This is a genomic window from Nocardioides insulae DSM 17944 (assembly GCF_000422825.1).
GTDB lineage: Bacteria > Actinomycetota > Actinomycetes > Propionibacteriales > Nocardioidaceae > Nocardioides > Nocardioides insulae.
In genome coordinates, this window is sequence record NZ_AUGU01000014.1 from 248,942 (window position 1) to 270,174 (window position 21,233).

The window sequence follows — 21,233 nt, forward strand, 5'->3', positions numbered from 1 at the left end:
CGGCCCGCTCACCCGGCCGGCCTACCAGGGGTGGTTCCGGCAGGCGTCCACCGGACCGTCGCCCGTCCCGGTCCCGTTCACGGGCGGGGGCGGCGTGGATACGGGGAGCGGTCCCGCGGGGGGGGGGCACCGTTAATCGGTGACCACGAGCACCTCGACGAGGGGGTGGCACTATGCCACCGTTGACAGGCATATTGCCCACTCTTAGCGTGACGCCAGTCACCAGCGCGGGCAGGGCCGCCGGCGTACCTGCCGGCCGTGCGAGCCCGCCGTACTCGAGGGAGCACTGCCCATGACCGTCACCGGAGGGGAACTGCTCGCGCGGGCCCTGCACGAGGCCGGGACCACCGAGGTCTTCACCCTGCACGGGGGCCACCTGGACGCCTTCTACATCGCCTGCGAGCCCCACGGCATCCGGCTCACCGACACCCGACACGAGTCGAGCGCCGGTCACGCGGCCGACGCCTACGCCCGGCTGACCGGTCGGCCGGGGGTGTGCGTGACGACCTCGGGACCCGGCTTCACGAACACGCTGACAGCGATCACCAACGCCTACCTGGATGCGATCCCGACCCTGTTCGTCGTCGGCGCGCCGCCCCTGGGGGAGGTGGAGACGAACCCGCTCCAGGGCGGGTTCGACCAGATCGCGATGGCCGCGCCCGTGACCAAGTGGGCGCATCGGGTCACCCATCCGGAGCGGATCCCCGAACTCGTCGGGCTCGCGCTCCAGCACGCGGTCTCCGGCAAGCCGGGACCGGTGCTGCTCGAGGTGCCCATCGACGTGCTGTTCCGCCCGGTGGCCGATTCCCTGGTCCGGATGCCGGCGATCAGCGCGCAGCCGACCAGGTCCGCCCCGACCGGGGCGCAGGTGGCCGACGTCCTCGCGGAACTGTCCCGCGCCGAGCGTCCGGTGATCGTGACCGGCGGCGGCGCGATGCTCTCGGGGTGCTCGCAGGAACTGGCCGCCTTCGCCGAGCGGTTCGAGGTGCCGGTCTTCACCCCCAACAAGGGAGACGGCATCCTACCGGCGTCCCATCGGCTCTGGGCGGGCGGCGGTACGCCGCTGGCCATGCTCGCCGCGCTCGGCACCGCCCCCGACCTGGTCATCCTGCTCGGTATCCGCACCGGGATGTTCACCGGCGGGCGGCACGGCGTACTCACCCACGCCCGGATCGTGCAGGTCGATCTGGACGCGGCCGAGATCGGCCGGATGCACGACGTGGCGGTGGGTTTGGTGGCCGACTGCGGGGAGACGCTTCGGGCGTTGCTCGCGTCAGCACCGGAGGATGCCGGGAGCTCCGTCGCTCCGGACTGGGTCGAGCAGGCCACCCGGGTCCAGCACGCGCACCGGCAGGTCTTCACCGATCCCTCCACCGAGAGCGGCAGGATCCACCCCTACTTCGCCGCCCGTGAGATCGCCGCCCACCTGCCCGAGCGCACCGTGGCGATCCTCGACGGCGGCGAGGCGCCGGCCTGGGTCGGCATGCACCTGGCCGCGGAGGAACCCGGGTCGGTCCTGCGACTCGGCTATCTCGGCTGCCTCGGCGTCGGGCAGGGCTTCGCGGTCGGCGCGCATCGGGCCGCACCGGAACGGCCGATCCTGCTCGTCACCGGTGACGGCTCCGCCGCCTTCCACATCGCCGAGTTCGACACCATGGTGCGGCACGGCATCCCGGCGGTGACGGTGGTCTTCAACAACCTCGTCTGGGGAATGTCCATCCACGGCCAGGAGGCCGTGTACGGCGAGGGCGGTGTCGCGGTCACCCGGCTCGCCGACAGCGCCTACGAGCAGACCGCGGTCGCCTTCGGTGGGTACGGCGAGCGGATCGGTCGCCTCGAGGATCTCGGTCCTGCCCTGGAGAAGGCGTTCCTGGCCGGTGTACCCGTGTGCCTCAACGTCGAGATCGCCCCCGAGGTGGTGCACCCGATCACCACCGCGATGCTCGGTGATGTCACCTCGACCACCGAGGTCGTCGTGCCCTACTACCAGAACCTTCCCCTGTGAGCGCGGGGCGCCGCACCTGCGTCGTGGTGGGTGGTGCCTCCGGCATCGGCCTGGCGGTGGCGCACGCCTTCGCCGCCCTCGGCGAGAGCGTGGTCGTGGCCGACCTGGACGAGCAGCGCGCCGCCGCGGCGGCGGCCGAACTGGGGGAGGGGGGTCGCTCCGCGCGGGTCGACGTCACCGACGAGGCGAGCATCGAGTCGCTCTTCGCAGACCTCGGCGCTGCCGGACCGGTGCACTGCGTGGTCAACACGGCCGGGGTCAACCTGCTCGGCAGCGTGGTCGAACAGCCTCTGGAGCACTGGCGGACCGTGCTCGACGTATGCCTCACCGGGGCCTTCCTGGTGATCAAGCACGCCGCCCGGGTGCTCGGCGAGGACGGTGCGATCCTGACCGTGTCCTCGCTCAACGGGAGGCAGGCGGGCGCCGGCATGGCGGCGTACTGCTCGGCCAAGGCGGGCGTGGAGATGCTCACGCAGGTCTCGGCTCTCGAGTTGGGCGAGCGGGGGATCCGGGTCAACGCGGTGGCCCCCGGCCTGGTGGACACGCCGCTCGTTGCCCCCATCACGGCCTCGCCGGAGTTGCGTGCGGAGTTCCTCGACAACACCCCGCTGCGCCGGATCGGCACCCCGGAGGACATCGCCGAGGCGATCGTCTTCCTGTGCGCCCCCGGTTCCTGGATCACCGGGGAGACCCTGGCGGTCGACGGCGGAGCGCGCACCCGTCGCTATCCGGGGCTGTACGACGCCCTCACCACCGCCGCGGGCGGGACCGCGTGAGCGCGACCATGCGGGCGGCGGTCTTCCATGCCCGCGGCGACGTCCGGATCGAGCAGGTCGCCCGCCCCGAACCAGGGCCAGGAGAGGTCGCCGTCGCGGTCGCGTTCAACGGGCTGTGCGGCTCGGACCTGCACGAGTTCCAGGCGGGGCCGTTGGTGATCCCCACCGCACCGCACCCGCTGACCGGGGCGCAGCTCCCGGTCATCCTGGGCCACGAGTTCGCCGGCAGGGTCAGCGCGATCGGTCCCGGCGTCACGGGTGTGGAGCCGGGCGACGCGGTGTGTGTGGAGCCGCTGCACCGCTGCGGGGTGTGCTCGTCGTGCCGTCGCGGGCTCGCGCACCTGTGCCAGCAGCGTGCCTTCCACGGCCTCCAGTCGAACGGGGGCGGGCTCAGCGAGGTCACCGTGGTCCCGGACCGACTGGTCCACCGGCTGCCGGCCGATCTCCCCCTCGCGATGGGGGCGCTGGTGGAGCCGATGGCGGTGGCGCATCATGCCGTCGCGCGGGCCCTCGAGGGCGCCGGCCCCGATCCCACCGTGGTCGTCTTCGGGGGCGGTCCGATCGGGGTCGGCGTCTGGTTCGCCCTCCGCGCACGAGGAGTGCGGCGGGTGAGTGTGGTCGAACCGTCTGCCGAGCGGCGGGGCCACCTCGCCGCGCTGGGGGCGGATCCGGTACTCGACCCAGCCCGGGTGGACGTACCGGCGCTGATCCAGGAGGAGACCAGCGGCGCTGGTGCCGACGTGGTGATCGATGCGGCTGGTGTCGCCGCCGTCGTGTCCGCGGGACTCGCCAGCCTGGGGCCGCGCGGGCACCTGCTCTCCGTCGGGGTCTACGGCGGTGAGGCGAGGATGATCCCCAATCCGCTGGTGGGGCACGAGATCCGCTGGTCGGGTTCGATGGCCTACACCGCCGAGGACTTCGCGGCGGTGATCGACCAGATGGCGACCGGTGCCTACGATCCCCACGGCTGGGTCACCACGATCCCGTTCGACGCACTGGTCGAGGACGGGTTCGAACCCATGGCCGCCGGCACGGTGTCCAAGGTGCTGGTCGAGGTCGGCGGGGAGGAAGCGGGTCGCTGAGGCGGCACGGTGCAGGGTCGGAGGTCGTGCCTGACCGCTACTGTGCCGAAGTCACATCCGCGCTGCTGTCACGGAGGATCGATGGCCTACGGCGATTTCCAGAACGAGATCTACAACGCCGGACTCGCCGGGGTGGTGCCCGACCTGCCGATGACCTTCGCCGAGCTGGAACGACGAGCGGAGGCGGCGCTCCCGCCGAGCGTGTGGTCCTACGTGGCGGGCGGATGCGGCGACGAGCGGACCCAGCAGGTCAACCGCACCGCCTTCGACCACTGGGGGCTGATGCCACGGATGCTGCGCGCCAGCCGCGACCGGGATCTCTCGGTCGACCTGTTCGGTCTGCGGTTGCCGACGCCGCTGTTCCTCAGCCCGATCGGAGTGATCGGGCTGTGCACGCAGGACGGCCACGGCGACCTGGCCGCGGCCCGGGCCAGCGCCGCCACCGGCGTACCGATGGTCGCCTCGACGCTCACCGTCGACCCGATGGAGGACGTGGCGGCCGCGGCGGGGGACACTCCCGGCTTCTTCCAGCTCTACTGCCCGACCGACCCGGACCTCGCGGCCAGCCTCGTGCGGCGGGCCGAGGCGGCCGGCTATCGCGGCATCGTGGTCACCCTGGACACCTGGGTGACCGGCTGGCGGCCGCGGGACCTGTCTACCGCGAACTTCCCGCAGCTGCGCGGTCACTGCCTGGCCAACTACCTCACCGACCCGGTGTTCCGCGCCGGCCTGGCCGAGTCTCCCGAGGACGACCCGGCCGCTGCCGTCCGTGCCTGGGCCCGGACCTTCGGCCGACCGCTGACCTGGGATGACCTGGGCTGGCTGCGCGGACTCACCGAACTGCCGCTGATCCTCAAGGGCATCTGTCATCCCGAGGACGCCCGGCGGGCCGTCGACGGCGGGGCCGACGGGATCTATGTCTCCAACCACGGAGGTCGCCAGGCCAACGGGGGGATCCCGGCCGTCGACTGCCTGCCGGAGGTGGTCGCCGCTGTGCCGGACACGCCGGTGCTCTTCGACTCCGGGATCCGCTCGGGCAGCGACGCGGTCAAGGCCCTGGCGCTGGGGGCCACAGCGGTCGGAGTGGGACGGCCCTACGCCTTCGGTGCCGCTCTCGCCGGCACCCGGGGCATCGTGCACGTGCTGCGCAGCCTGCTGGCCGAGGCCGATCTGACCCTGGCCGTGGATGGTTACCCGACCTTGGCCGACCTCGGCCGCGACGCGATCCGGCGTACCTGAGCGGCGGGATTTGAAAGCCCGTCAGCCGGGGTCCTACCGTGGAGAGGTTGACGGGTCGACCGACAATCGGCCCGGTCGACCCGCCGCTCCGCTCGGGGCGGCGTCACACAGGTGTATCTACCTGGTTCTGCGACCTGCGCGGAGGCCAAGGCGGCACGCAAGCGTCGCGGGCGGACCGCGGAAGGCAGGTGGACGTGGCCGGAGCACCGAAGCGGACCGGGCGGACCGGCATCCCCGAGCCCGGCGGGGTCGCCTCGCACGCGCCCGGCGGAGCGGGGACGCCGACCGCGGAGACCGGCCTGATCGCGGCCGTCGGCTGGAGCTACTTCCCGCTCGCCTTCCTGGCCCGACTGCCCTACGCGATGATGGTCGTCGGCGTGCTGACCCTGGTGGTCTCGGGGCGTGACTCGCTGGCCCTCGGTGGACTGACCTCCGCCGCGGTGGGAGTGGGCGCCGCCGCGATGGGCCCGTTCCTGGGTGCGGCCGCCGATCGGTTCGGACAGCGCGCCGCCGTCCTGGTCGCGGGGTGCGGCAACGCCCTCGCCCTGTTGCTGATCGCCTGGGCGGTCTATGCCCCGGTGCCGGACGCCGCCGTGCTCGCGGCCGCCCTGCTCGTGGGCGCCACCGCGCCCCAGGTGGGCCCCATGTCGCGCAGTCGGCTGGTCGGGGCGATCCTGCGCACCGTCCCCGTGCTGCGCCGGGAGACGGCGATGAACCGCACGATGGCCTACGAGTCCGCGGTCGACGAGGTCACCTTCGTGGTCGGCCCGGTCGTGGTGGGCGTGCTGGCGGCACTGGTCAGCCCGGCCGCACCGGTCATCGCGGCGGCCGGTGTCACGCTCGTCTTCGTCACCGCCTTCGCACTCCACCCCAGCGTCCACCAGAGCCTCGGGCATGCCGCCGGCGAGGTCGCGCCCGCGCCGGCGCGCGACCTGTTCCGGGCCCCGGTGGTGGTGGTCGTGCTCGGCGTGCTCGGCATCGGGCTCTTCTTCGGCGCCAGCCTCACCGCGGTGACCTCATTCATGGAGGACGCCGGGCACGCCGAGGAGGCGGGTCTGGTGTACGGCGCCCTCGGACTCGGGTCCGCGGTGCTCGCCCTGGCCGCGATGCTGTTCCCGGAGCGGTTCCGTCTCACCGCCCGCTGGCTGGTCTTCGGTGTGGTGATGCTCCTCGGCGCCGGTGTCCTGGCCGCCTCGAACTCGATCAGCATGCTCCTGCTCGGACTGCTCATCGCCGGCGTCGGTATCGGGCCGACGCTGGTGACGTTGTTCAGCCTCGGCGCGCAGCGCAGCCCGCGCGGCCGCAATGCCACCGTGATGACGATCCTGGGCTCGGCGATCATCGTCGGTCAGTCCGCGGCGTCGGCGATCAACGGTCGGATCGGGGAAGGGCTGGGCACCGGGGCGGCGCTGCTGCTGCCCGCGGTGGCGGCGACGGTCGTGGTCGCCGCCGGCCTGACCAACGCCGTACTGGTCAGACGCTCCGGACCAGCGCGCTGATCTCCTTCACGTAATCGGGCCACAACTGTGCCGGGAGGTCGTGCCCCATGCCGGGGTAGGTGACCAGGCGGGCGCCGGGCACTGCGTCCGCGGTGGCCTGTCCACCTTCGGGCTGCACCAGGGTGTCGGCCTCACCGTGGATCACCAGGGTCGGCACGCTCACCGCGGCCAGCCCCGGACGCCGGTCGCGCGAACCGTAGATCGCGGCGAGTTGCCGGGCGAACCCGGCCGGGTCGTTGGCGCGACGGAACTGCTCCTGCGCCCGCCACACCACCCGCTCCTCGTCGAGCGGGAAACCGGTCGAGCCGAACACCGCCGCGTTCTGCACCGCCCGCTGGCCGGCCTCCTCCACCGTGGTGGCCGGCGGGCCGGTGAGGGCGGCCTGCGCCTCGGGCGTGGGCTTCCCGACACCGGAGGCCGGGGTCGAGAAGATCGAGGTGAGGGTGAGCACCCGTCCGGGGTACTCGATCGCGACCTCCTGGGCGATCATCCCGCCCATCGACCCGCCCGCGATGTGGGCCTGCTCGATGCCCAGCGCGTCGAGGACGGCGATCGCGTCGGCGGCCATGTCGGTGAGCGTGTACGGCGGCTGCGCCTCGTGCTTGGCCACGGCCCTCAGGTCCGGCCGGCCGGCCTCGTGGAGATGGGTGGACAGGCCGGCGTCCCGGTTGTCGAACCGGATCACGTGGAGACCCTCCTGCGCCAACTGCCGGCAGAGGTCCTCGGGCCAGCCGATCATCTGCGCCCCCAGCCCCATGATCAGCAGCAGCGCGGGATCTCCCGGATCGCCGAAGGTCTCGTAGGCGAGGCTCAGGTCACCGGACTTCGCGGTCGGCAGGGTGGGGATCTCAGAACTGGTGGTCACGGGGCGTCCTTCGTCCGTCGTCGGGGGTGAGGCCGGTCACATGCTAGCCAGCACCGGGTCCACCGAACAGGGTTCTAGTTCGGGTCTTTGGGGTGTCGGGACGAAATCGTCCGGATCGAGTCGCTGGATCGGACTGGCGGATCCCGTCATCCGGGTGCTGATCCGTCCCAGTCCAGTTGGCGAGTGGTGGGCCCCTCCGGCCGGCGTGGTCAGGGCGAGCACCCTGCCACGCGCCGCCGGGCCCCTCGAATCGTGTCGAGGGGCCCGGCGGGGAGGGGTGAGGAGGTTCAGCGCGGCTGGCGACCGTTGAAGACGGGGGCGCGGCGGCCGACGAAGGCCTCGACGCCCTCCTTGAAGTCGGGGGTGAGGCCGAGCTGGCCCTGGCCGTCGCTCTCGCGCTGGAGAGCGTTCTCCAGCTCGAACAGGGTGGCGTCGTTGATCGCCTGCTTGGTGATCTCGAAGGAGGTGGCGGCCCCCTGGGCGAGCCGGGTGGCGAGCGCCTTCCCCTCGGCGAGGAGCTGGTCGTCGTCGTACACGAAGGAGGCGAGCCCGTGCTCGAGCGCCTTCTCGGCCGGCAGCTTCTCGGCGAGCAGCGCCATCCGCATCGCGACGTGGCGTCCGGCGGAGGCAGCGATGAGAGCGGTGGCACCGCCGTCGGGCATCAGGCCGATCTTGGTGAAGGCCAGCATGAGGTAGGAGCTGCGAGCCATCAGCACCAGGTCGCAGGCCACCGCCAGAGAGCAGCCGACGCCGGCGGCCGCGCCGTTGACCAGGGAGATCACCGGTACGGGCGTCTCGCGGATCGCGCGGATGACCTCGTTGGCGACGGTGACCGAGACGCCCTCGCCGCTGCCGCTGGCCTTCAGGTCGGCGCCGGCACAGAAGCCGCGACCGGACCCGGTGATGGTCACCGCGCGGATCGAGGTGTCATCGGCGACCGAGCGCAGGGCGTCCCGCAGCTCGACGAACAGCGGCTTGTTGACCGCGTTCATGCTCTCGGGACGGTCGAGGCGCAGTTCGAGCACGCCGTCCTCGAACGAGCGGGCGAGGCCGTTGGCTGTGGTGGTCATGTCAGCTCACTTCCTGGGTTTCCTGGGTGACGAGATCACGCAGGGGGGTCTTGAGGATCTTGCCGGACGCATTGCGGGGGAGTTCGTCGAGGACCACCACGCGGGTGGGCTTCTTGTACGACGCCACCCGCTGGGCCACGAACGCGATCAGTTCGGCTTCGGTGGGTGGGGAGTCGGAGCGATGCGGCACCACGATCGCGACCGGGGTCTCGCCCCAGCGCTCGTGGGGAGCGCCGACCAGGGCGACCTCGCGCACCAGCGGATGGTCGGCGATGACGGCCTCGACCTCGGCGCTGTAGATGTTCTCCCCGCCGGAGATGATCATGTCCTTGAGCCGGTCGACGACGTAGATGAAGCCGTCCTCGTCCATCTTGCACAGGTCACCGGAGTGGAACCAGCCGCCGCGGAAGGCCTCCTCGGTGGCCTCGGGCTTGTTCCAGTAGCCGATCATCGCCTGGGGTCCGCGGTAGATGATCTCGCCGACCTCGCCGACCGCGACGTCGTTCATCTCGGCGTCGACGATGCGGACGTCGGTGAGTGCGGTCGGCTTGCCGACCGAGCCGATCTTGGCCAGCGCGTCCTCGCCGGGGAGCGTGGTGGTGATCGGCGACATCTCGGTCTGACCGAAGGTGCACACGTTGTCGACCCCGGGGAAGGCCTCGGCCATCGCGCGGAGCACCGCCGGGGTCGCCGGGGCGGCACCCCAGGACAGGATCCGCAGCGGCAGGTCGCGCTGGGGGATGGTCGGGCTGGCGCACACCATCTGCCACTGGGTCGGCACGAGGAACGCGTTGGTCACCCGCTCGCGCTCCACCAGGTCGAGGAACCGTTCGGCGTCGAAGGAGCCGGTCGGCACGATCACCGACGGCAGGCCGAGGATGAGATGGGGGACCAGTGCGCCGATCGCCGCGATGTGGAACATCGGGGAGGTCACCGCGCCGACCTCGTCGCGGCGGAACAGATGCCAGGCCTGGATCAGGGTCATCGTCTGACCGAGCAGGTTCTGATAGGAGAGCATCGCGCCCTTGGGCAGCCCGGTGGTGCCCGAGGTGTACATGATCAGGCAGCAGGTGCCCAGGTCGCTCGGGCCGTTGCCGGCGTACGCCGGGGCACCGGTCAGCGCGTCCTCGTAGGAGACCGCGCCGGGGCCGGCGGTGGTGGGGTCCTCGCCGATCACCAGGCAGGGGAGCGCTTCCGGAGCGGGCTCGCGCAGGGGGGCGATCAGGCCGCCGAGGGACTCCTCCACGATCACGCAGCGCGATCCGGAGTCCTCGGCGAGATAGGCGACCTCGCGAGCGGCGAGCCGGAAGTTCACGGGTACGGCGACCGCGTGGAGCAGGTGGACCGCGAGCATCGACTCCACGAACTCGGGCCGGTTGGTCACCAGCACGAGCACCCGGTCGCCGCTCCCCACACCCCGGTCGGCGAGGGCGGTGGCCAGTCGGCGGGAGCGCTCGTCGAGCGTGGCCCAGGTGGTGGTGGCGCCGTCGTACCGGAGAGCGACCTCGGTGGGGCGGCTCCTGGCGTGCTTGCCGACCTGGTCGACCCAGGTCAGGGCGGTGAACGGGGTGGGTGAATCCATGGGTGCCTCCGGATCGCGGGCGCCACGATAGGGCGATCTTGCTCTGAGCGAGCGGTCGCTCGGAACACTAAAGCAGGCATCGCGAAGAGCGTGAAGGGGATCACTAAATATCCGCCGGAACGCTTGACGTTCCACCGTCCGGTCGCTTCCCTAATGGAACGTTCGCTCGGTCCCGAGTGAAGTCCCCTTGAAATTGAGTGCGTGTGGAGGCCCCGATGAATCGACGTCTTGGAGCTCTGGCCGTGTGCAGCATGCTTGTCCTGGCGGCGTGCGGTGGCCGCGGTGATTCGGGCGGTTCATCCGCCTCGGGTGACTGCGACCCCGGCATCACCGATGACAGCATCAAGATCGGCGCGAGCCTCCCGATGTCGGGTGCGGGCGCTGTGTACGGCGCGCTGGCCCGCACCACCGAGGCGTACTTCGAGGACGTCAACGCTGCCGGCGGTGTCGAGATGGGCGACGGCAAGACCCGCAAGGTCGAGTTCGTCGCCAAGGACGACGCCTACGACCCGGCCCGCACCGTGAGCAACGTCCGCAGCCTGGTGGAGCAGGACGGCGTCTTCGGCCTGATGGAGGTCCTCGGCACCTCGCCCAACCTCGCCATCGGCGACTACGTCGCCGGCGAGGGCATCCCGAACCTGATGGCGCAGAGTGGCACCGACGAGTTCATGGACCAGGACGAGAAATGGACGATGGGCTACCTGGCCCAATACGACCTCGAGGCCCGCGTGCTCGCCGACTACGTCATCTCCGAGGCGCCCGACGCCAAGGTCGGACTGATCTACCAGAACGACGGCTTCGGCAAGAACATGCTCGCCGACTACGAGAAGCACTTCGAGGGCACCGGCGTGGAGATCGTCGAGTCCCAGTCCTACGAGCAGGCCGGAAGCTCGGTCGACTCCCAGGTCGTCAACCTGGCCAACTCCGGCGCGGACGTGTTCATCAGCTATGCCACCGGCACCTTCATGACCCAGGCCCTGAAGAAGGCCCACGACATCGGGTGGAAGCCCCGACTGCTGGTGACCCACTCCGGGTCCAGCAGTGCGAAGACGATCATGCAGCCGGCCGGCCCCGGTGCGGAGAACGCGGTCACGATCAGCTGGCTCAAGGACCCCACCGACCAGCAGTGGGCCGACGACGCGGGCGTGAAGTCGTGGAAGGCCTTCGCCAAGAAGCACTCCGGATCGGTGGACGTCGAGGACTCGATCGCCGGCGCCGGGTACACGGCCAGCCAGACCATGCACCACGTGCTGGAGAACATGGACGGCTGCACGCGCCAGGACATGCTCGACGCGGCGCAGAGCCTGGATGAGTCCACCGCCGACCTGTTCCTGCCCGGTGTGTCGGTCAGCACGACACCCGACTACCCCTACTTCGTGACCCAGGTGCAGAAGATGCGCTTCGACGGGACATCCTGGCACCCGTTCGGTGACGTCGAGTCCGCGACGGAGTGACGCGGGTGAGCGACGTCTTGTTGTCGGTGAGGGACATCAATCTCCGCTTCGGCGGAGTGGTGGCCCTCGACGGCCCGTCCTTCGACCTGCATGCGGGTCAGATCTGTGGACTGATCGGGCCGAACGGAGCGGGGAAGACCACCCTGTTCAACTGCATCAGCCGGCTCTACGTGCCTGACTCGGGGCAGATCCGCCTCGGCGACACCGACCTGCTCACCCTGCGCACCGACCAGATCGCCGACGTGGGCATCGCCAGGACCTTCCAGAACCTCGGCCTGTTCGGGTCGATGTCGGTGCTGGAGAACGTGTTGGCCGGCGGGTACCACCGGACCCGCTCCGGGTTCTGGCCGACCGGCCTCGGGCTGCCCTCGGTGCGTGGGGAGGAGCGTCGCGAGGTCGCGGCGGCTCGTGAGGTCCTCGATGACCTCGGCCTCTCGGCGGTGGCGAGCAAGCCGGCCGCCGGCCTGCCGTACGGCACGCTCAAGCGCGTCGAGCTCGCCCGGGCGCTGATGGCACGCCCCCGGCTGCTCATGCTCGACGAGCCCGCCAACGGCCTGATCCACGAGGAGGTGCTCGAGTTGGCCGACACGATTCGTCGAATGGCGGACACCCGGGGACTCTCGGTCCTGCTGGTCGAGCACCACATGGCGATGGTCATGAAGGTCTCCGACCAGGTGGTCGTCCTCAACCTGGGTCGCAAGATCGCGGACGGGACACCGGACGAGGTCCGGGCCCACCCGGAGGTCATCGAGGCGTACCTGGGGGGTGCGGCATGAGTCTGTTGGAACTCCAGGGCCTGAGCGCGGGCTATGGGCCGGTGCAGGTCCTGCACGGGATCGACCTCCGGGTCGATCAGGGGCAGGTCACGGTCGTGCTCGGCGCGAACGGTGCGGGGAAGACCACCCTGCTCCGTGCCCTCTCCGGCATCATCAAGGGCACCGGCACCGTCACGTTCGACGGCATCTCGCTGCTCGGCCGGCCGAGCGAGAAGATCGCGGCCCTCGGCATCTCGCACGTACCCCAGGGGCGCGGCACCTTCGATGACATGAGCGTCGAGGACAACCTGAGGGTTGGCGCGTACCTGCGGCCCCAGCACCAGGCCAAGGGTGCCCTGGACCGCTGGTACGACCTGTTCCCCCGACTGGCCGACCGGCGCAACCAGCAGGCCGGCAGTCTCTCGGGCGGCGAGCAGCAGATGCTGGCCATCGCCCGGGCGCTGATGCCCGAGCCGCGGCTGCTGCTGCTCGATGAGCCGTCGCTGGGCCTGGCCCCCAACACCACTCGGATGGTCTTCGACTCGCTGGGGCGGATCAACGAGGAGACCGGGACCGCGATGCTCGTGGTCGAGCAGAACGCCCACCTCGCCCTCGAGATCGGCAGTGCCGCCGTCCTGCTGGAGGCGGGACGTGTGGTGTCCAGCGGAACCTCCGACGAGCTGCGCGGCCGGGAGGACATCCGCCGCGCCTACCTCGGCTACTGAGCCGGGAGGGAGACACGATGCAGCTCTTTGCTCAGCAGGTACTCGACGGACTGGCGATGGGCGCGCTGTACGGCGCCCTGGCGCTGTGCGTCGTCCTGGTCTACCGGGCCTCGGGGATCGTCAACTTCGCCCAGGGTGAGATGGCGATGTTCGCCGCCTTCATCACCTGGCAGGCATACCAGTGGGGCCTCCCCCTGGTGGTGGCCATCGCCCTGTCGATGGTGGTCTCGTTCATCTTCGGCGCGGTGTGTGAGCGCGTGCTGATCCGCCCGTTCGGGACCAGCGGTGCCGCCCACCTGTCCCTGATCATCGTCACGCTCGGGTTGATGCTGGTCCTCAACAGCGCCGCCGGCTGGATCTGGGGCTACCTCACCAAGGAGGTACCCCCGATGTACGGCGAAGGTTCGGTCACGCTCGGTTCAGCCGCGGTCGCCAAGCAATCGGTGGGCATCATCATCACCGTGGCCGTGGTGGCGGCGCTGCTGTTCCTTCTGTTCCAGAAGACCAGGCTCGGCCTGGACATGCGGGCGGCGGCCAGCAACCCGGAGTCCGCCCGGCTCTCCGGCGTACCGGTGGGGCGGATGCTCATGCTGGGCTGGGGACTGGCTGGGGGGATCGGTGCACTCGTCGGTGCTCTGGTGGCGCCGCAGCTCTTCCTCCAGCCGAACATGATGGCGGCGATGCTCCTCTACGCCTTCGCCGCGGCGACCCTCGGCGGGATCGACAGCCCGGTGGGCGCCCTGGTGGGCGGCCTGATCGTCGGGCTGCTGGAGAACCTGGCCGGCACCTATGTCGAGTTCATCGGCAACGACTTCAAGCAGGCAGTGGCACTGATCATCATCATGCTCGTGCTGCTGGTGAAGCCCGAGGGGCTCTTCGGGACCAAGAAGGTGGCGCGAGTATGACCAGTCCAGCACCGGCGACCTCCGCCTCCTCCCGGCTCCGCGGGGGCTTGCGCGGGCTGCGGCAGGCCCAGCCCCCGCTCGATGCCCCCGTCTGGCTCAAGTGGGCCACCTTCCTCGGTGTCCTGGCGGTGGCCGTGCTGGTGCCGCTCAACTCCGCGCCGTACGTCAACTTCGACCTGTCGATGGTGATGATCTATGCCGTGGTCGGGATGGGGCTCAACCTCCTGATCGGCTTCAACGGCCAGATCTCGCTGGGCCACAGCGCCTTCTTCGCTATCGGCGCCTACATCGCCGCGGTCGGGATCCAGGAGGGGTGGCACTACCTGGCTGTCCTCCCCGTGGCGCTGGTGGTGACCTGGGTGGTCGGCTACCTCTTCGGACTGCCTGCGCTCCGCCTGGGCGGGCTCGCCCTCGCCCTGGTCACCCTCGGCCTGGCGATCGTGACCCCGGCGGCGATCAAGCGGCTCGACGAGTACACCCACGGTCAGGAGGGCATCAACGTCTACACCGCCACCCCGCCGGACTGGAGCGGCCTCGAACGCGATCAGTGGGTCTACTTCCTCTGCCTGGTCGCCCTCGCCCTGGTCTGGGTCATCACGCGCCGGATCTCCACCGGGAGGATCGGCCGGTCCCTGATCGCGGTCCGCGACAACGAGACCGTCGCCCGCACGCTCGGCGTACGTAGCTCGCGGACCAAGACCGCGGTCTTCGCACTGAGTGCCGCCTACGCCGGCCTCGGCGGCGTGCTCTACGTGTACGTCGTGCAGTTCGTCGGCCCGGACTCGTTCGGCCTGGTGATGGCGATCGCCTTCATCTCCCTGGTGGTCGTGGGTGGTCTCGGCACGCTGAGCGGCGCCATCCTGGGTGCCTTCTTCATCGTCTACGTGCCCGAGTGGACCGCCGACATCAACCAGGCGGCTTCGGGTATGGCCTACGGCATCGCGCTGATCCTGTTCATGTTCGTGATGCCCTTCGGGTTGGGCGGCCTGGTCAGGGCGCTGCTTCGTCCGATCGTCGAGCGACTCCCCGGGCGACGCGGACCGCTGAGCATGCGGACGCCTCCTCAGGCCGGGCCGCGGGTCGGTCCCGACGAGTCCGCCGAACGGGACCGCGACCAGATCGGGATCTGACACCTGCCACCATCACCAACAATCGACCAGCCCAGTATCAACATGAAGGAAGACAGATGACATCCACCGACCGCGTCAGCATCGAGGTCGCCGACGGCGTCGCCCAGGTCCGGCTCACCCGGCCCGACAAGATGAACGCGCTCGACCCGGCCATGTTCAACGCGATCGTCGAGGCCGGACTCGAGGTCCGCGACCGCGACGACGTCCGCGCCGTCGTACTCAGCGGCGAGGGACGGGCGTTCTGCGCAGGTCTCGACTTCGGCCAGTTCCAGGCGATGGCCGACGGCAGCAGGACGGGGGCCACCGACGTGACCCTCCCGGTCGAGCCGATCGGCGCCGCCGAGGCCCGCGGCCAGCAGGCCGTGCACGTGTGGTCCCAGGTCCAGGCCCCGGTGATCGCGGCCGTCCACGGCGTCGCCTTCGGCGGCGGGCTCCAGGTCGCGCTCGGCGCCGACATCCGGATCGCTCACCCGGAGACCAAGATGTCGGTGATGGAGGTGCAGTGGGGCCTGGTGCCCGACATGTGCGGCACCCAGCTCCTCCCGGAACTGATCGGCCGCGACCGCGCCAAGGAGCTCGCCCTCACCGGCCGGGTGTTCACCGGCGCCGAGGCGGCCGAGCTCGGCGTGGTCACCCGCACTGCCGAGGACCCGATCGCCGAGGCCACCGCGCTCGCGACCCAGATCGCCGACCACAGCGGCAGCTCGACCCGCGCCATCAAGCGCCTCATCGACCTGGCCGGACACGTCTCGCTGGCCGAGGGCTTCCGTGCGGAGCAGAAGGAGATCCGGGCGCTGATCGGCTCCGATGAGCAGAAGGCGGTCGTCGCCCGCCGGATGAGCTCGGGCGGCAAGGCGCGCTGACGGGCTCCGGCGCGCTCTGAGTCGTGCGCAACCACGAGTGGTCCGGGAAGGAACCGACCATGCCCGATCCCAGGTCGGACCGGTTCCTCCCGGACCATTCGTATCCGCCACCTGACGCCGGACCATCCGTCCTCGGACCGGCAGCCACGTCGGAAGACCCGACGTCAGAGCAGTCGACGTCAGGGCATCCGACGTCACACCAGCCAGGTCAGCCTGCCCGCGTCAGGCGGCCCGCGTCGGAGCGGGCATCGGACTCAGCCGATCTACGCCGGCCGAGCCCGTCGGGCCCCCGATCGGGCCGTGTCCGCGAGGGGTCAGGAGGTCTTGCGTCGACCCATGAAGCCGAACAGGTGGCCGGCGACCTTGCGGATCTGGATCTCGTCGCTGCCCTCGGTGATGCGGTAGCGGCGGTGGTGCCGGTAGATGTGCTCGAAGGGCTGGTTGCGGGTGTAGCCCTCGCCGCCGAAGGTCTGGATCGCCTGGTCGGCGGCGTTGCACACCAGCCGGTTGGCGCGGTAGTTGGCCATCGAGATGTACTCGCTGACCTCGGTCGGGTCGTCGGCCCGGTCGAGCCCGGAGGCGGCGTACCGGACCAGGAGTCGGACCATCTGGGCCTCGGTGTGGAGCTCGACCAGCGGCCACTGGATGGCCTGCTTCTTGGCGAGCGGCTCGCCGAAGGTCTTGCGGGTGGTGGCCCGCTCGACCGCCTTGTCGATGCAGTGCTGGGCGGCGCCGAGGCTGGAGGCCGCCTGACGGATCCGGTTCTCGTGCACGAAGTGCTGCGCGATCGAGAGCCCGTTGCCCTCCCCGCCGAGGATGACCTCGTCGGGGACCCGCACGTCCTTGAAGTCGACGATGGCGTGGTCGGAGGGCATGTTGAAGGTCCAGTCGTAGTGGACGATCTCGACCCCGGGGGTGTCCATCGGGACCATGAACGCGGTGATCCCGCGAGCGTCGCCGTCCTTGCCGCTGGTGCGGGCGAAGACGGTGTCGTGCGAGGCATGGTGGACGCCGGTGTTGAACCGCTTGCGGCCGTTGATCACCCAGGCGTCGCCGTCGCGGACGGCGGTGGTGTCCATCCAGGTGGCGTCGCTGCCGTGCTCGGGCTCGGTGAGGCCGAACGCGACCCGGCGCTTGCCGGTGATCATGCCCTCGAGGAACTCCTCCTTCTGGGCCGGCGTACCGAACTTGTCGACGATGTGCACGAACGGCTGGTTGCCGACGATCGACGCCTCGTTCTGCAGGTCGTTGTGGAGACCGAGGCCCTTGGCCGCCAGGTGCTCGCGTACGACGGCCATCTCCAGGTTGGAGGCGCCGCGGCCGCCCAGGTGCTCGGGCAGGGCGTACCGGTAGATCCCCGCGGCGTCGGCGCGGCGGCGCATCTCGCCGAGGAGCTCCTCCCAGGCGCGCTGGGGGATGCCGTTGTTCTCCCAGTCGGTGCGGGCCCACTCGCGGCGGTGGTCGAAGTACTGGATGTTCTCCTCTTCGAGCGGCTTGATCTCCTTCGCGATGAAGGTGTCGAGCTCGTCGAGGAAGCTCGCGAGTTCGTCGGGGATGGTGAAGTCCATGCGGGTGCTCCTGGCGGGGGTGTTCAGTGTGTACCTAGCGAGCGCTAGCTTAGAAAGCGGTTCTCGGGGTGTCTACAGTGCTGATGCTTCAGGGTCACCGAGTGAACGCTCGGCCCTCGGTCGTAGAATCGCCCGGTGGGGAAGGGTCTGGTGAAGAGGACCGTGATGTCACGCGAGACGCTCGATCCGGCGGTGGGCCCTCGGGTCCGCGCCCTGCGGCAAGAGCGCGGGCTGAGTCTTCGGGTGCTCGGTGAACAGGTGGGCGTGAGCGCGGCCACCCTGAGTCAGATCGAGACCGGCAAGTCCGCCGTCCGGCCCGCCCGGGTGGTCGAGCTCGCCGAGGCACTGGGCGTCGAACCGGGGGCGTTGGCCCCAGGGGTCGACGCGGAGGGCAGGACCCCCGACGAGTCGATCGAGGAGCGTTACCGCCGGTGGCGGGTCTTCGCGCCGCTCGAGATCGATCCCGCCCTGCGGGCCGCGCTCCAGTGCTTCACCGCGACCGGATATCACGGCGCCTCGGTGCGCGACATCGCCCGACGGGCCAACCTCTCGGTCCCCGGCCTCTACCACTACTACCCGAGCAAGCAGGCGATGCTCGGTGCTCTGTTCGAACTCGGCATGAGTGAGCTGCTCGCCCGGACGGCGGCCGCCCGCGAGGAGGGGCGGGACCCCGCCGAGCGGTTCGTGCGGCTGATCGAGGCGCTCGCGCTCTACCACGCGTACCGGGCGGACCTGTCCTTCCTCGGCTCCAGCGAGATGCGGGCCCTCGCCCCGCGCGACCGGCGCCAGCATGCGCGGGTCCGCACCCAGCAGCAGGAGATGGTCGACGACGAGGTCGAGGCCGCCGTCGCGGCCGGCCTGTTCCGCTCCGCCAGCCCGCACGCGGCCTCGCGCGCTGCGGTGAGCATGTGCATGGCCGTGGCCAATTGGTACCGGCCGCACGGGCCACTCAGCCCGGAAGCGGTCGCGCGGCAGTACGTCGGCTACTGCCTGGGGGTCGTGGAGTGCGATCCCGCGGTCTCGCATCGAGTTCAGACCATGGACTACTGAACGATCGATCAGTAGGCTCCGGCGCGTGAACGTAGAAGCCAAGCTGACCGGTCCGCACGCCTCGGACACCCTCTTCGATCTGTCCGGCCGCGCGGCCGTGATCACCGGTGGCGGCACCGGGATCGGGTTCGCGATGGCGCGGGCCCTGGCCGGAGCGGGAGCGGAGGTGACGCTCTGGGGCCGCCGGCTGGAGAAGCTCGACGCCGCGGTCGCCGAGATCCAGGCCGAGGGCGGCAAGGCCCGCGCTCAGCAGGTCGACGTCTCCGATGAGGACGCGGTCGTCGCCGGCATGGCCGAGGCCGCCGCCGCCATGGGCGGCCTCGACATCTGCGTGGTCAACGCCGGCGTCGGCATCGGCAAGGAGCTCCTCATCGAGGCCACCACCGACACCTACCGCAAGACGCTTGCCACCAACCTCGACGGCGCCTTCTGGACCATGCGCGAGGCCGCCAAGCAGATGGCCGCTCAGGCCAAGGATGGCCGCAAGGGCGGCTCGATCATCAACATCGCCAGCCTGGCCGGCATCGAGGGTGCGGGCCGCAACCACGCGTACGGCGCCACCAAGGGTGCGCTCAACTCGCTCACCCGCTCCGCCGCGGTCGAGCTCGCCCGCTACGGCGTCCGCGTCAACGCGGTGCTGCCCGGCTGGATCGCCACCGACATGACCGCGGGCGGCCAGGAGAACGAGGCGTTCAACGCCGCGATCATGCCCCGCGTTCCGGCCCGCCGCTGGGGCGAGCCCGACGACTTCAAGGGCATCGCGGTCTACCTCGGCTCCGACGCCTCCCGCTACCAGACCGGCACCACCATCGTCATCGACGGCGGCTACAGCGTCTTCTGATCCTCACCACACGCCACGAGCCCGTCGAGTCTTCGGCGGGCTCGTGGTGCGTGGGCCGCCGGCGTTGCTCGGCGGCGGTCAGTCGGGGCGGTCAGTCGGCGGCGACCAGGAGGCGGTCGGCCAGCTGGTCGAGCTGCGCCTCGGTGACGCCGTGGGAGACCAGGTAGGCGCGCGCGCTGCCGTACTCGCTCTCGAGCCCGGCGAGGAAGAGCTCCATCGAGCGGGGATCCGCGGTACGCGACTCGGCGGGGAGCTCCTGCACCCGGTGGCCGTAGGCCGGGAGGGTGCGCAGCTGGGCGAGCAGCTCTTCCAGGTCGGCCTGGGTGGCGGCGTAGTCGGCGACGATCTCCTCGTCGAGCACGCCGATGGCCGAGAGCACCATCGCGAACACCACTCCGGTGCGGTCCTTGCCCGCGGTGCAGTGCACCAGGTAGCCGCCGCTGAGCTCGTCGAGCAGCAGATCGACGATCGCGCGGAGTGACTCGCCGGAGTTGAGCAGGTAGCGGGCATAGTGGGCGGCGACCGACTCACTGGGGTGCTCGACGTCGACCTGCGCCTCCCACACGCCGCCCGCGGTGATGCCGATGGCGACGCGGTTGAGGGCGGCGTCCAGATCCGGGGTGAGCGTCTCGTCCATCTCGGCCTGACTGCGCAGGTCGATCCGGCTGCGGATGCCCAGCTTGGCGAGTTCGGCAGCCACCCCGGCGTCGACGAAGGCGACGGTGCCACTGCGGTAGAGGATCCCGGTGCGGACCTGGCGGCCGTCGCCGGTGCGCAGGCCTCCGACGTCGCGGAAGTTTCGGAGGGCGTTGAAGCGGGGGTCGTGGCTGAGCACGGTCACGGGATTCTCCTGACGAGGTAAGCGATCGCTCAGTAAGGCTACCGAGGAGGTAGCCCGCTCACTAGGGTGCGTGCGTGACCATTTCAGAATCTGATTCCAGTCCTCGCCTGTCCCAGCTCTCCCGGTCGATCGCCGGCCGCCGCGCGCTGGTGACGGGCGCCGCCAGTGGCATCGGCCGGGCCAGCGCTCGACTCTTCGCCGATGAGGGTGCCCGCGTGGTGCTCGCCGACGTGGGGGAGGAGCGTGTCGCCGCGGCGGTCGAGGAGATCCGGGCGGTGCACGGCCCCGAGGCCGCGACCGGTGTGGTGGCCGACGTCTCCGACCCCGACGCGCGACGCCGCCTGGTGGAGGAGGCCACGGCATGGCTCGGCGGCCTCGACATCCTGGTCAACAACGCCGGCATCTCCTCCCGCAGTCAGTTGGCCCTGGACGAGGCGGAGTTCGAGGACGCCTGGACCCGCACCATGGAGATCAACCTCTCCGCCCAGGTACGACTCATCCGGCTCGCCCGGCCCCACCTGCTCGACTCCGACGCCGCGCGGGTGGTCAACATCGCTTCCTCCGAGGCGATCGTGACCGGGGCCGGCATGGCGGCGTATGCCGCGAGCAAGGCGGGCGTCACCGGCATGACCCGGGCGCTCGCGGTCGAACTCGGCCCCGACGGGATCAACGTCAACGCGATCTGCCCCGGCCCGATCCGCACCGGCATGACCGCCCCGATCCCCGAGGAGATGAAGGAGAAGTACGCCCGCCGTCGCGTCGCCCTGCGCCGCTACGGCGACCCCGAGGAACTCGCCCACATGGTGCTGAACCTGAGCCTGCCCGCAGCCAGCTTCATCACCGGCATCTCCGTACCCGTCGACGGTGGGATGACCATCCGCCACACCTGACCCGTTCGGCCCCCTCGGCCTCGGGGTCGAGTTGGGCCTCCCGGACGGTCGAGTCGGTCGTTCTGGACGGTCGAGTCGGTCGTTCTGGGAGGC

The 21,233-nt window shown here is 70.6% G+C and carries 19 protein-coding genes; 14 read left to right on the plus strand and 5 right to left on the minus strand.

What is annotated here, in order from left to right; translation table 11 throughout:
- Window positions 1-292: 292 nt before the first annotated feature.
- The 5 genes from G515_RS0105470 (at window position 293) to G515_RS19670 (ending at window position 6,601) form a co-directional block, all read left to right on the plus strand.
- Entirely contained in the window at window positions 293-2,005 is a 1,713-nt protein-coding gene (locus G515_RS0105470; RefSeq protein WP_028659345.1) for a thiamine pyrophosphate-binding protein, read from the plus strand.
- A complete protein-coding gene (locus tag G515_RS19665; RefSeq protein WP_036554367.1) occupies window positions 2,002-2,781 on the plus strand; it encodes an SDR family NAD(P)-dependent oxidoreductase in 780 nt (259 codons plus the stop codon). The genes G515_RS0105470 and G515_RS19665 overlap by 4 nt, the downstream gene beginning before the upstream one ends.
- Window positions 2,778-3,863 (plus strand): alcohol dehydrogenase catalytic domain-containing protein, encoded by a 1,086-nt coding sequence (locus G515_RS0105480; RefSeq protein WP_245565222.1) that lies wholly within the window; start codon window positions 2,778-2,780, stop codon window positions 3,861-3,863. The genes G515_RS19665 and G515_RS0105480 overlap by 4 nt, the downstream gene beginning before the upstream one ends.
- 81 nt (window positions 3,864-3,944) lie before the next feature.
- Window positions 3,945-5,102 carry an alpha-hydroxy-acid oxidizing protein gene (locus tag G515_RS0105485; protein WP_028659347.1) on the plus strand — a complete coding sequence of 386 codons (1,158 nt, stop codon included), beginning with the start codon at window positions 3,945-3,947 and terminating at the stop codon, window positions 5,100-5,102.
- Window positions 5,103-5,296: 194 nt separating this feature from the next.
- The gene (locus tag G515_RS19670; RefSeq protein ID WP_245565224.1) at window positions 5,297-6,601 is read left to right on the plus strand and encodes an MFS transporter; all 1,305 of its coding nucleotides are present in this window, start codon (window positions 5,297-5,299) and stop codon (window positions 6,599-6,601) included.
- Here the strand turns inward: G515_RS19670 and G515_RS0105495 are convergent.
- From G515_RS0105495 to G515_RS0105505, 3 genes are all read right to left on the minus strand, one after another.
- Window positions 6,576-7,466, minus strand: a complete 891-nt coding sequence (locus G515_RS0105495; protein ID WP_245565225.1) for an alpha/beta fold hydrolase — start codon at window positions 7,464-7,466, stop codon at window positions 6,576-6,578. The two genes, G515_RS19670 and G515_RS0105495, sit on opposite strands and share 26 nt — an antisense overlap.
- 287 nt (window positions 7,467-7,753) lie before the next feature.
- Window positions 7,754-8,536, minus strand: coding sequence for an enoyl-CoA hydratase (locus G515_RS0105500; RefSeq protein ID WP_028659349.1), 783 nt, complete (start codon window positions 8,534-8,536; stop codon window positions 7,754-7,756).
- A gap of 1 nt (window position 8,537) precedes the next feature.
- Entirely contained in the window at window positions 8,538-10,118 is a 1,581-nt protein-coding gene (locus tag G515_RS0105505; protein WP_028659350.1) for a long-chain-fatty-acid--CoA ligase, read from the minus strand.
- Window positions 10,119-10,333: 215 nt separating this feature from the next.
- On the opposite strand from G515_RS0105505, the gene G515_RS19675 reads away from it, so the two are divergent.
- The 6 genes from G515_RS19675 to G515_RS0105535 are packed head-to-tail and all read left to right on the plus strand — an operon-like array spanning window position 10,334 to window position 15,950.
- Window positions 10,334-11,572 carry an ABC transporter substrate-binding protein gene (locus G515_RS19675; RefSeq protein ID WP_157571012.1) on the plus strand — a complete coding sequence of 413 codons (1,239 nt, stop codon included), beginning with the start codon at window positions 10,334-10,336 and terminating at the stop codon, window positions 11,570-11,572.
- Between the two features lie 5 nt (window positions 11,573-11,577).
- Window positions 11,578-12,348 (plus strand): ABC transporter ATP-binding protein, encoded by a 771-nt coding sequence (locus G515_RS0105515; RefSeq protein ID WP_245565227.1) that lies wholly within the window; start codon window positions 11,578-11,580, stop codon window positions 12,346-12,348.
- On the plus strand, window positions 12,345-13,052 hold the full coding sequence (locus G515_RS0105520) for an ABC transporter ATP-binding protein (protein WP_028659352.1): 708 nt from the start codon (window positions 12,345-12,347) through the stop codon (window positions 13,050-13,052). Before G515_RS0105515 ends, G515_RS0105520 begins: the two co-directional genes overlap by 4 nt.
- A 17-nt stretch (window positions 13,053-13,069) precedes the next feature.
- Window positions 13,070-13,957 carry a branched-chain amino acid ABC transporter permease gene (locus G515_RS0105525; RefSeq protein ID WP_028659353.1) on the plus strand — a complete coding sequence of 296 codons (888 nt, stop codon included), beginning with the start codon at window positions 13,070-13,072 and terminating at the stop codon, window positions 13,955-13,957.
- Complete coding sequence (locus tag G515_RS19680; protein WP_051217909.1) at window positions 13,954-15,087, plus strand: branched-chain amino acid ABC transporter permease; 1,134 nt, start codon at window positions 13,954-13,956, stop codon at window positions 15,085-15,087. Before G515_RS0105525 ends, G515_RS19680 begins: the two co-directional genes overlap by 4 nt.
- A 56-nt stretch (window positions 15,088-15,143) precedes the next feature.
- Complete coding sequence (locus G515_RS0105535) at window positions 15,144-15,950, plus strand: crotonase/enoyl-CoA hydratase family protein (RefSeq protein WP_028659354.1); 807 nt, start codon at window positions 15,144-15,146, stop codon at window positions 15,948-15,950.
- 314 nt (window positions 15,951-16,264) lie between these two features.
- Here G515_RS0105535 and G515_RS0105540 read toward each other — a convergent pair whose 3' ends face one another.
- On the minus strand, window positions 16,265-17,518 hold the full coding sequence (locus tag G515_RS0105540; RefSeq protein ID WP_028659355.1) for an acyl-CoA dehydrogenase family protein: 1,254 nt from the start codon (window positions 17,516-17,518) through the stop codon (window positions 16,265-16,267).
- A 135-nt stretch (window positions 17,519-17,653) separates the two neighbouring features.
- On the opposite strand from G515_RS0105540, the gene G515_RS19685 reads away from it, so the two are divergent.
- On the plus strand, window positions 17,654-18,568 hold the full coding sequence (locus tag G515_RS19685; RefSeq protein ID WP_211220954.1) for a TetR-type transcription factor C-terminal domain-containing protein: 915 nt from the start codon (window positions 17,654-17,656) through the stop codon (window positions 18,566-18,568).
- A gap of 25 nt (window positions 18,569-18,593) precedes the next feature.
- Entirely contained in the window at window positions 18,594-19,409 is an 816-nt protein-coding gene (locus G515_RS0105550; RefSeq protein ID WP_211220955.1) for an SDR family NAD(P)-dependent oxidoreductase, read from the plus strand.
- Window positions 19,410-19,500: 91 nt separating this feature from the next.
- Here the strand turns inward: G515_RS0105550 and G515_RS0105555 are convergent, their stop codons facing one another.
- Window positions 19,501-20,250, minus strand: a complete 750-nt coding sequence (locus G515_RS0105555; RefSeq protein WP_028659357.1) for a tyrosine-protein phosphatase — start codon at window positions 20,248-20,250, stop codon at window positions 19,501-19,503.
- 74 nt (window positions 20,251-20,324) lie between these two features.
- Here G515_RS0105555 and G515_RS0105560 point away from each other — a divergent pair, with 74 nt between their 5' ends.
- Entirely contained in the window at window positions 20,325-21,140 is an 816-nt protein-coding gene (locus G515_RS0105560; protein WP_211220956.1) for an SDR family NAD(P)-dependent oxidoreductase, read from the plus strand.
- Window positions 21,141-21,233 lie beyond the last annotated feature (93 nt).

Coding starts and splice junctions, on each gene's coding strand:
- G515_RS19675 (WP_157571012.1), top strand. CDS start 10,334: ATGAATCGACGTCTTGGAGCTCTGGCCGTGTGCAGCATGCTTGTCCTG.
- G515_RS0105525 (WP_028659353.1), top strand. CDS start 13,070: ATGCAGCTCTTTGCTCAGCAGGTACTCGACGGACTGGCGATGGGCGCG.
- G515_RS19680 (WP_051217909.1), top strand. CDS start 13,954: ATGACCAGTCCAGCACCGGCGACCTCCGCCTCCTCCCGGCTCCGCGGG.
- G515_RS0105500 (WP_028659349.1), bottom strand. CDS start 8,536: ATGACCACCACAGCCAACGGCCTCGCCCGCTCGTTCGAGGACGGCGTG.
- G515_RS0105520 (WP_028659352.1), top strand. CDS start 12,345: ATGAGTCTGTTGGAACTCCAGGGCCTGAGCGCGGGCTATGGGCCGGTG.
- G515_RS0105505 (WP_028659350.1), bottom strand. CDS start 10,118: ATGGATTCACCCACCCCGTTCACCGCCCTGACCTGGGTCGACCAGGTC.
- G515_RS0105485 (WP_028659347.1), top strand. CDS start 3,945: ATGGCCTACGGCGATTTCCAGAACGAGATCTACAACGCCGGACTCGCC.
- G515_RS0105535 (WP_028659354.1), top strand. CDS start 15,144: ATGACATCCACCGACCGCGTCAGCATCGAGGTCGCCGACGGCGTCGCC.
- G515_RS0105540 (WP_028659355.1), bottom strand. CDS start 17,518: ATGGACTTCACCATCCCCGACGAACTCGCGAGCTTCCTCGACGAGCTC.
- G515_RS0105470 (WP_028659345.1), top strand. CDS start 293: ATGACCGTCACCGGAGGGGAACTGCTCGCGCGGGCCCTGCACGAGGCC.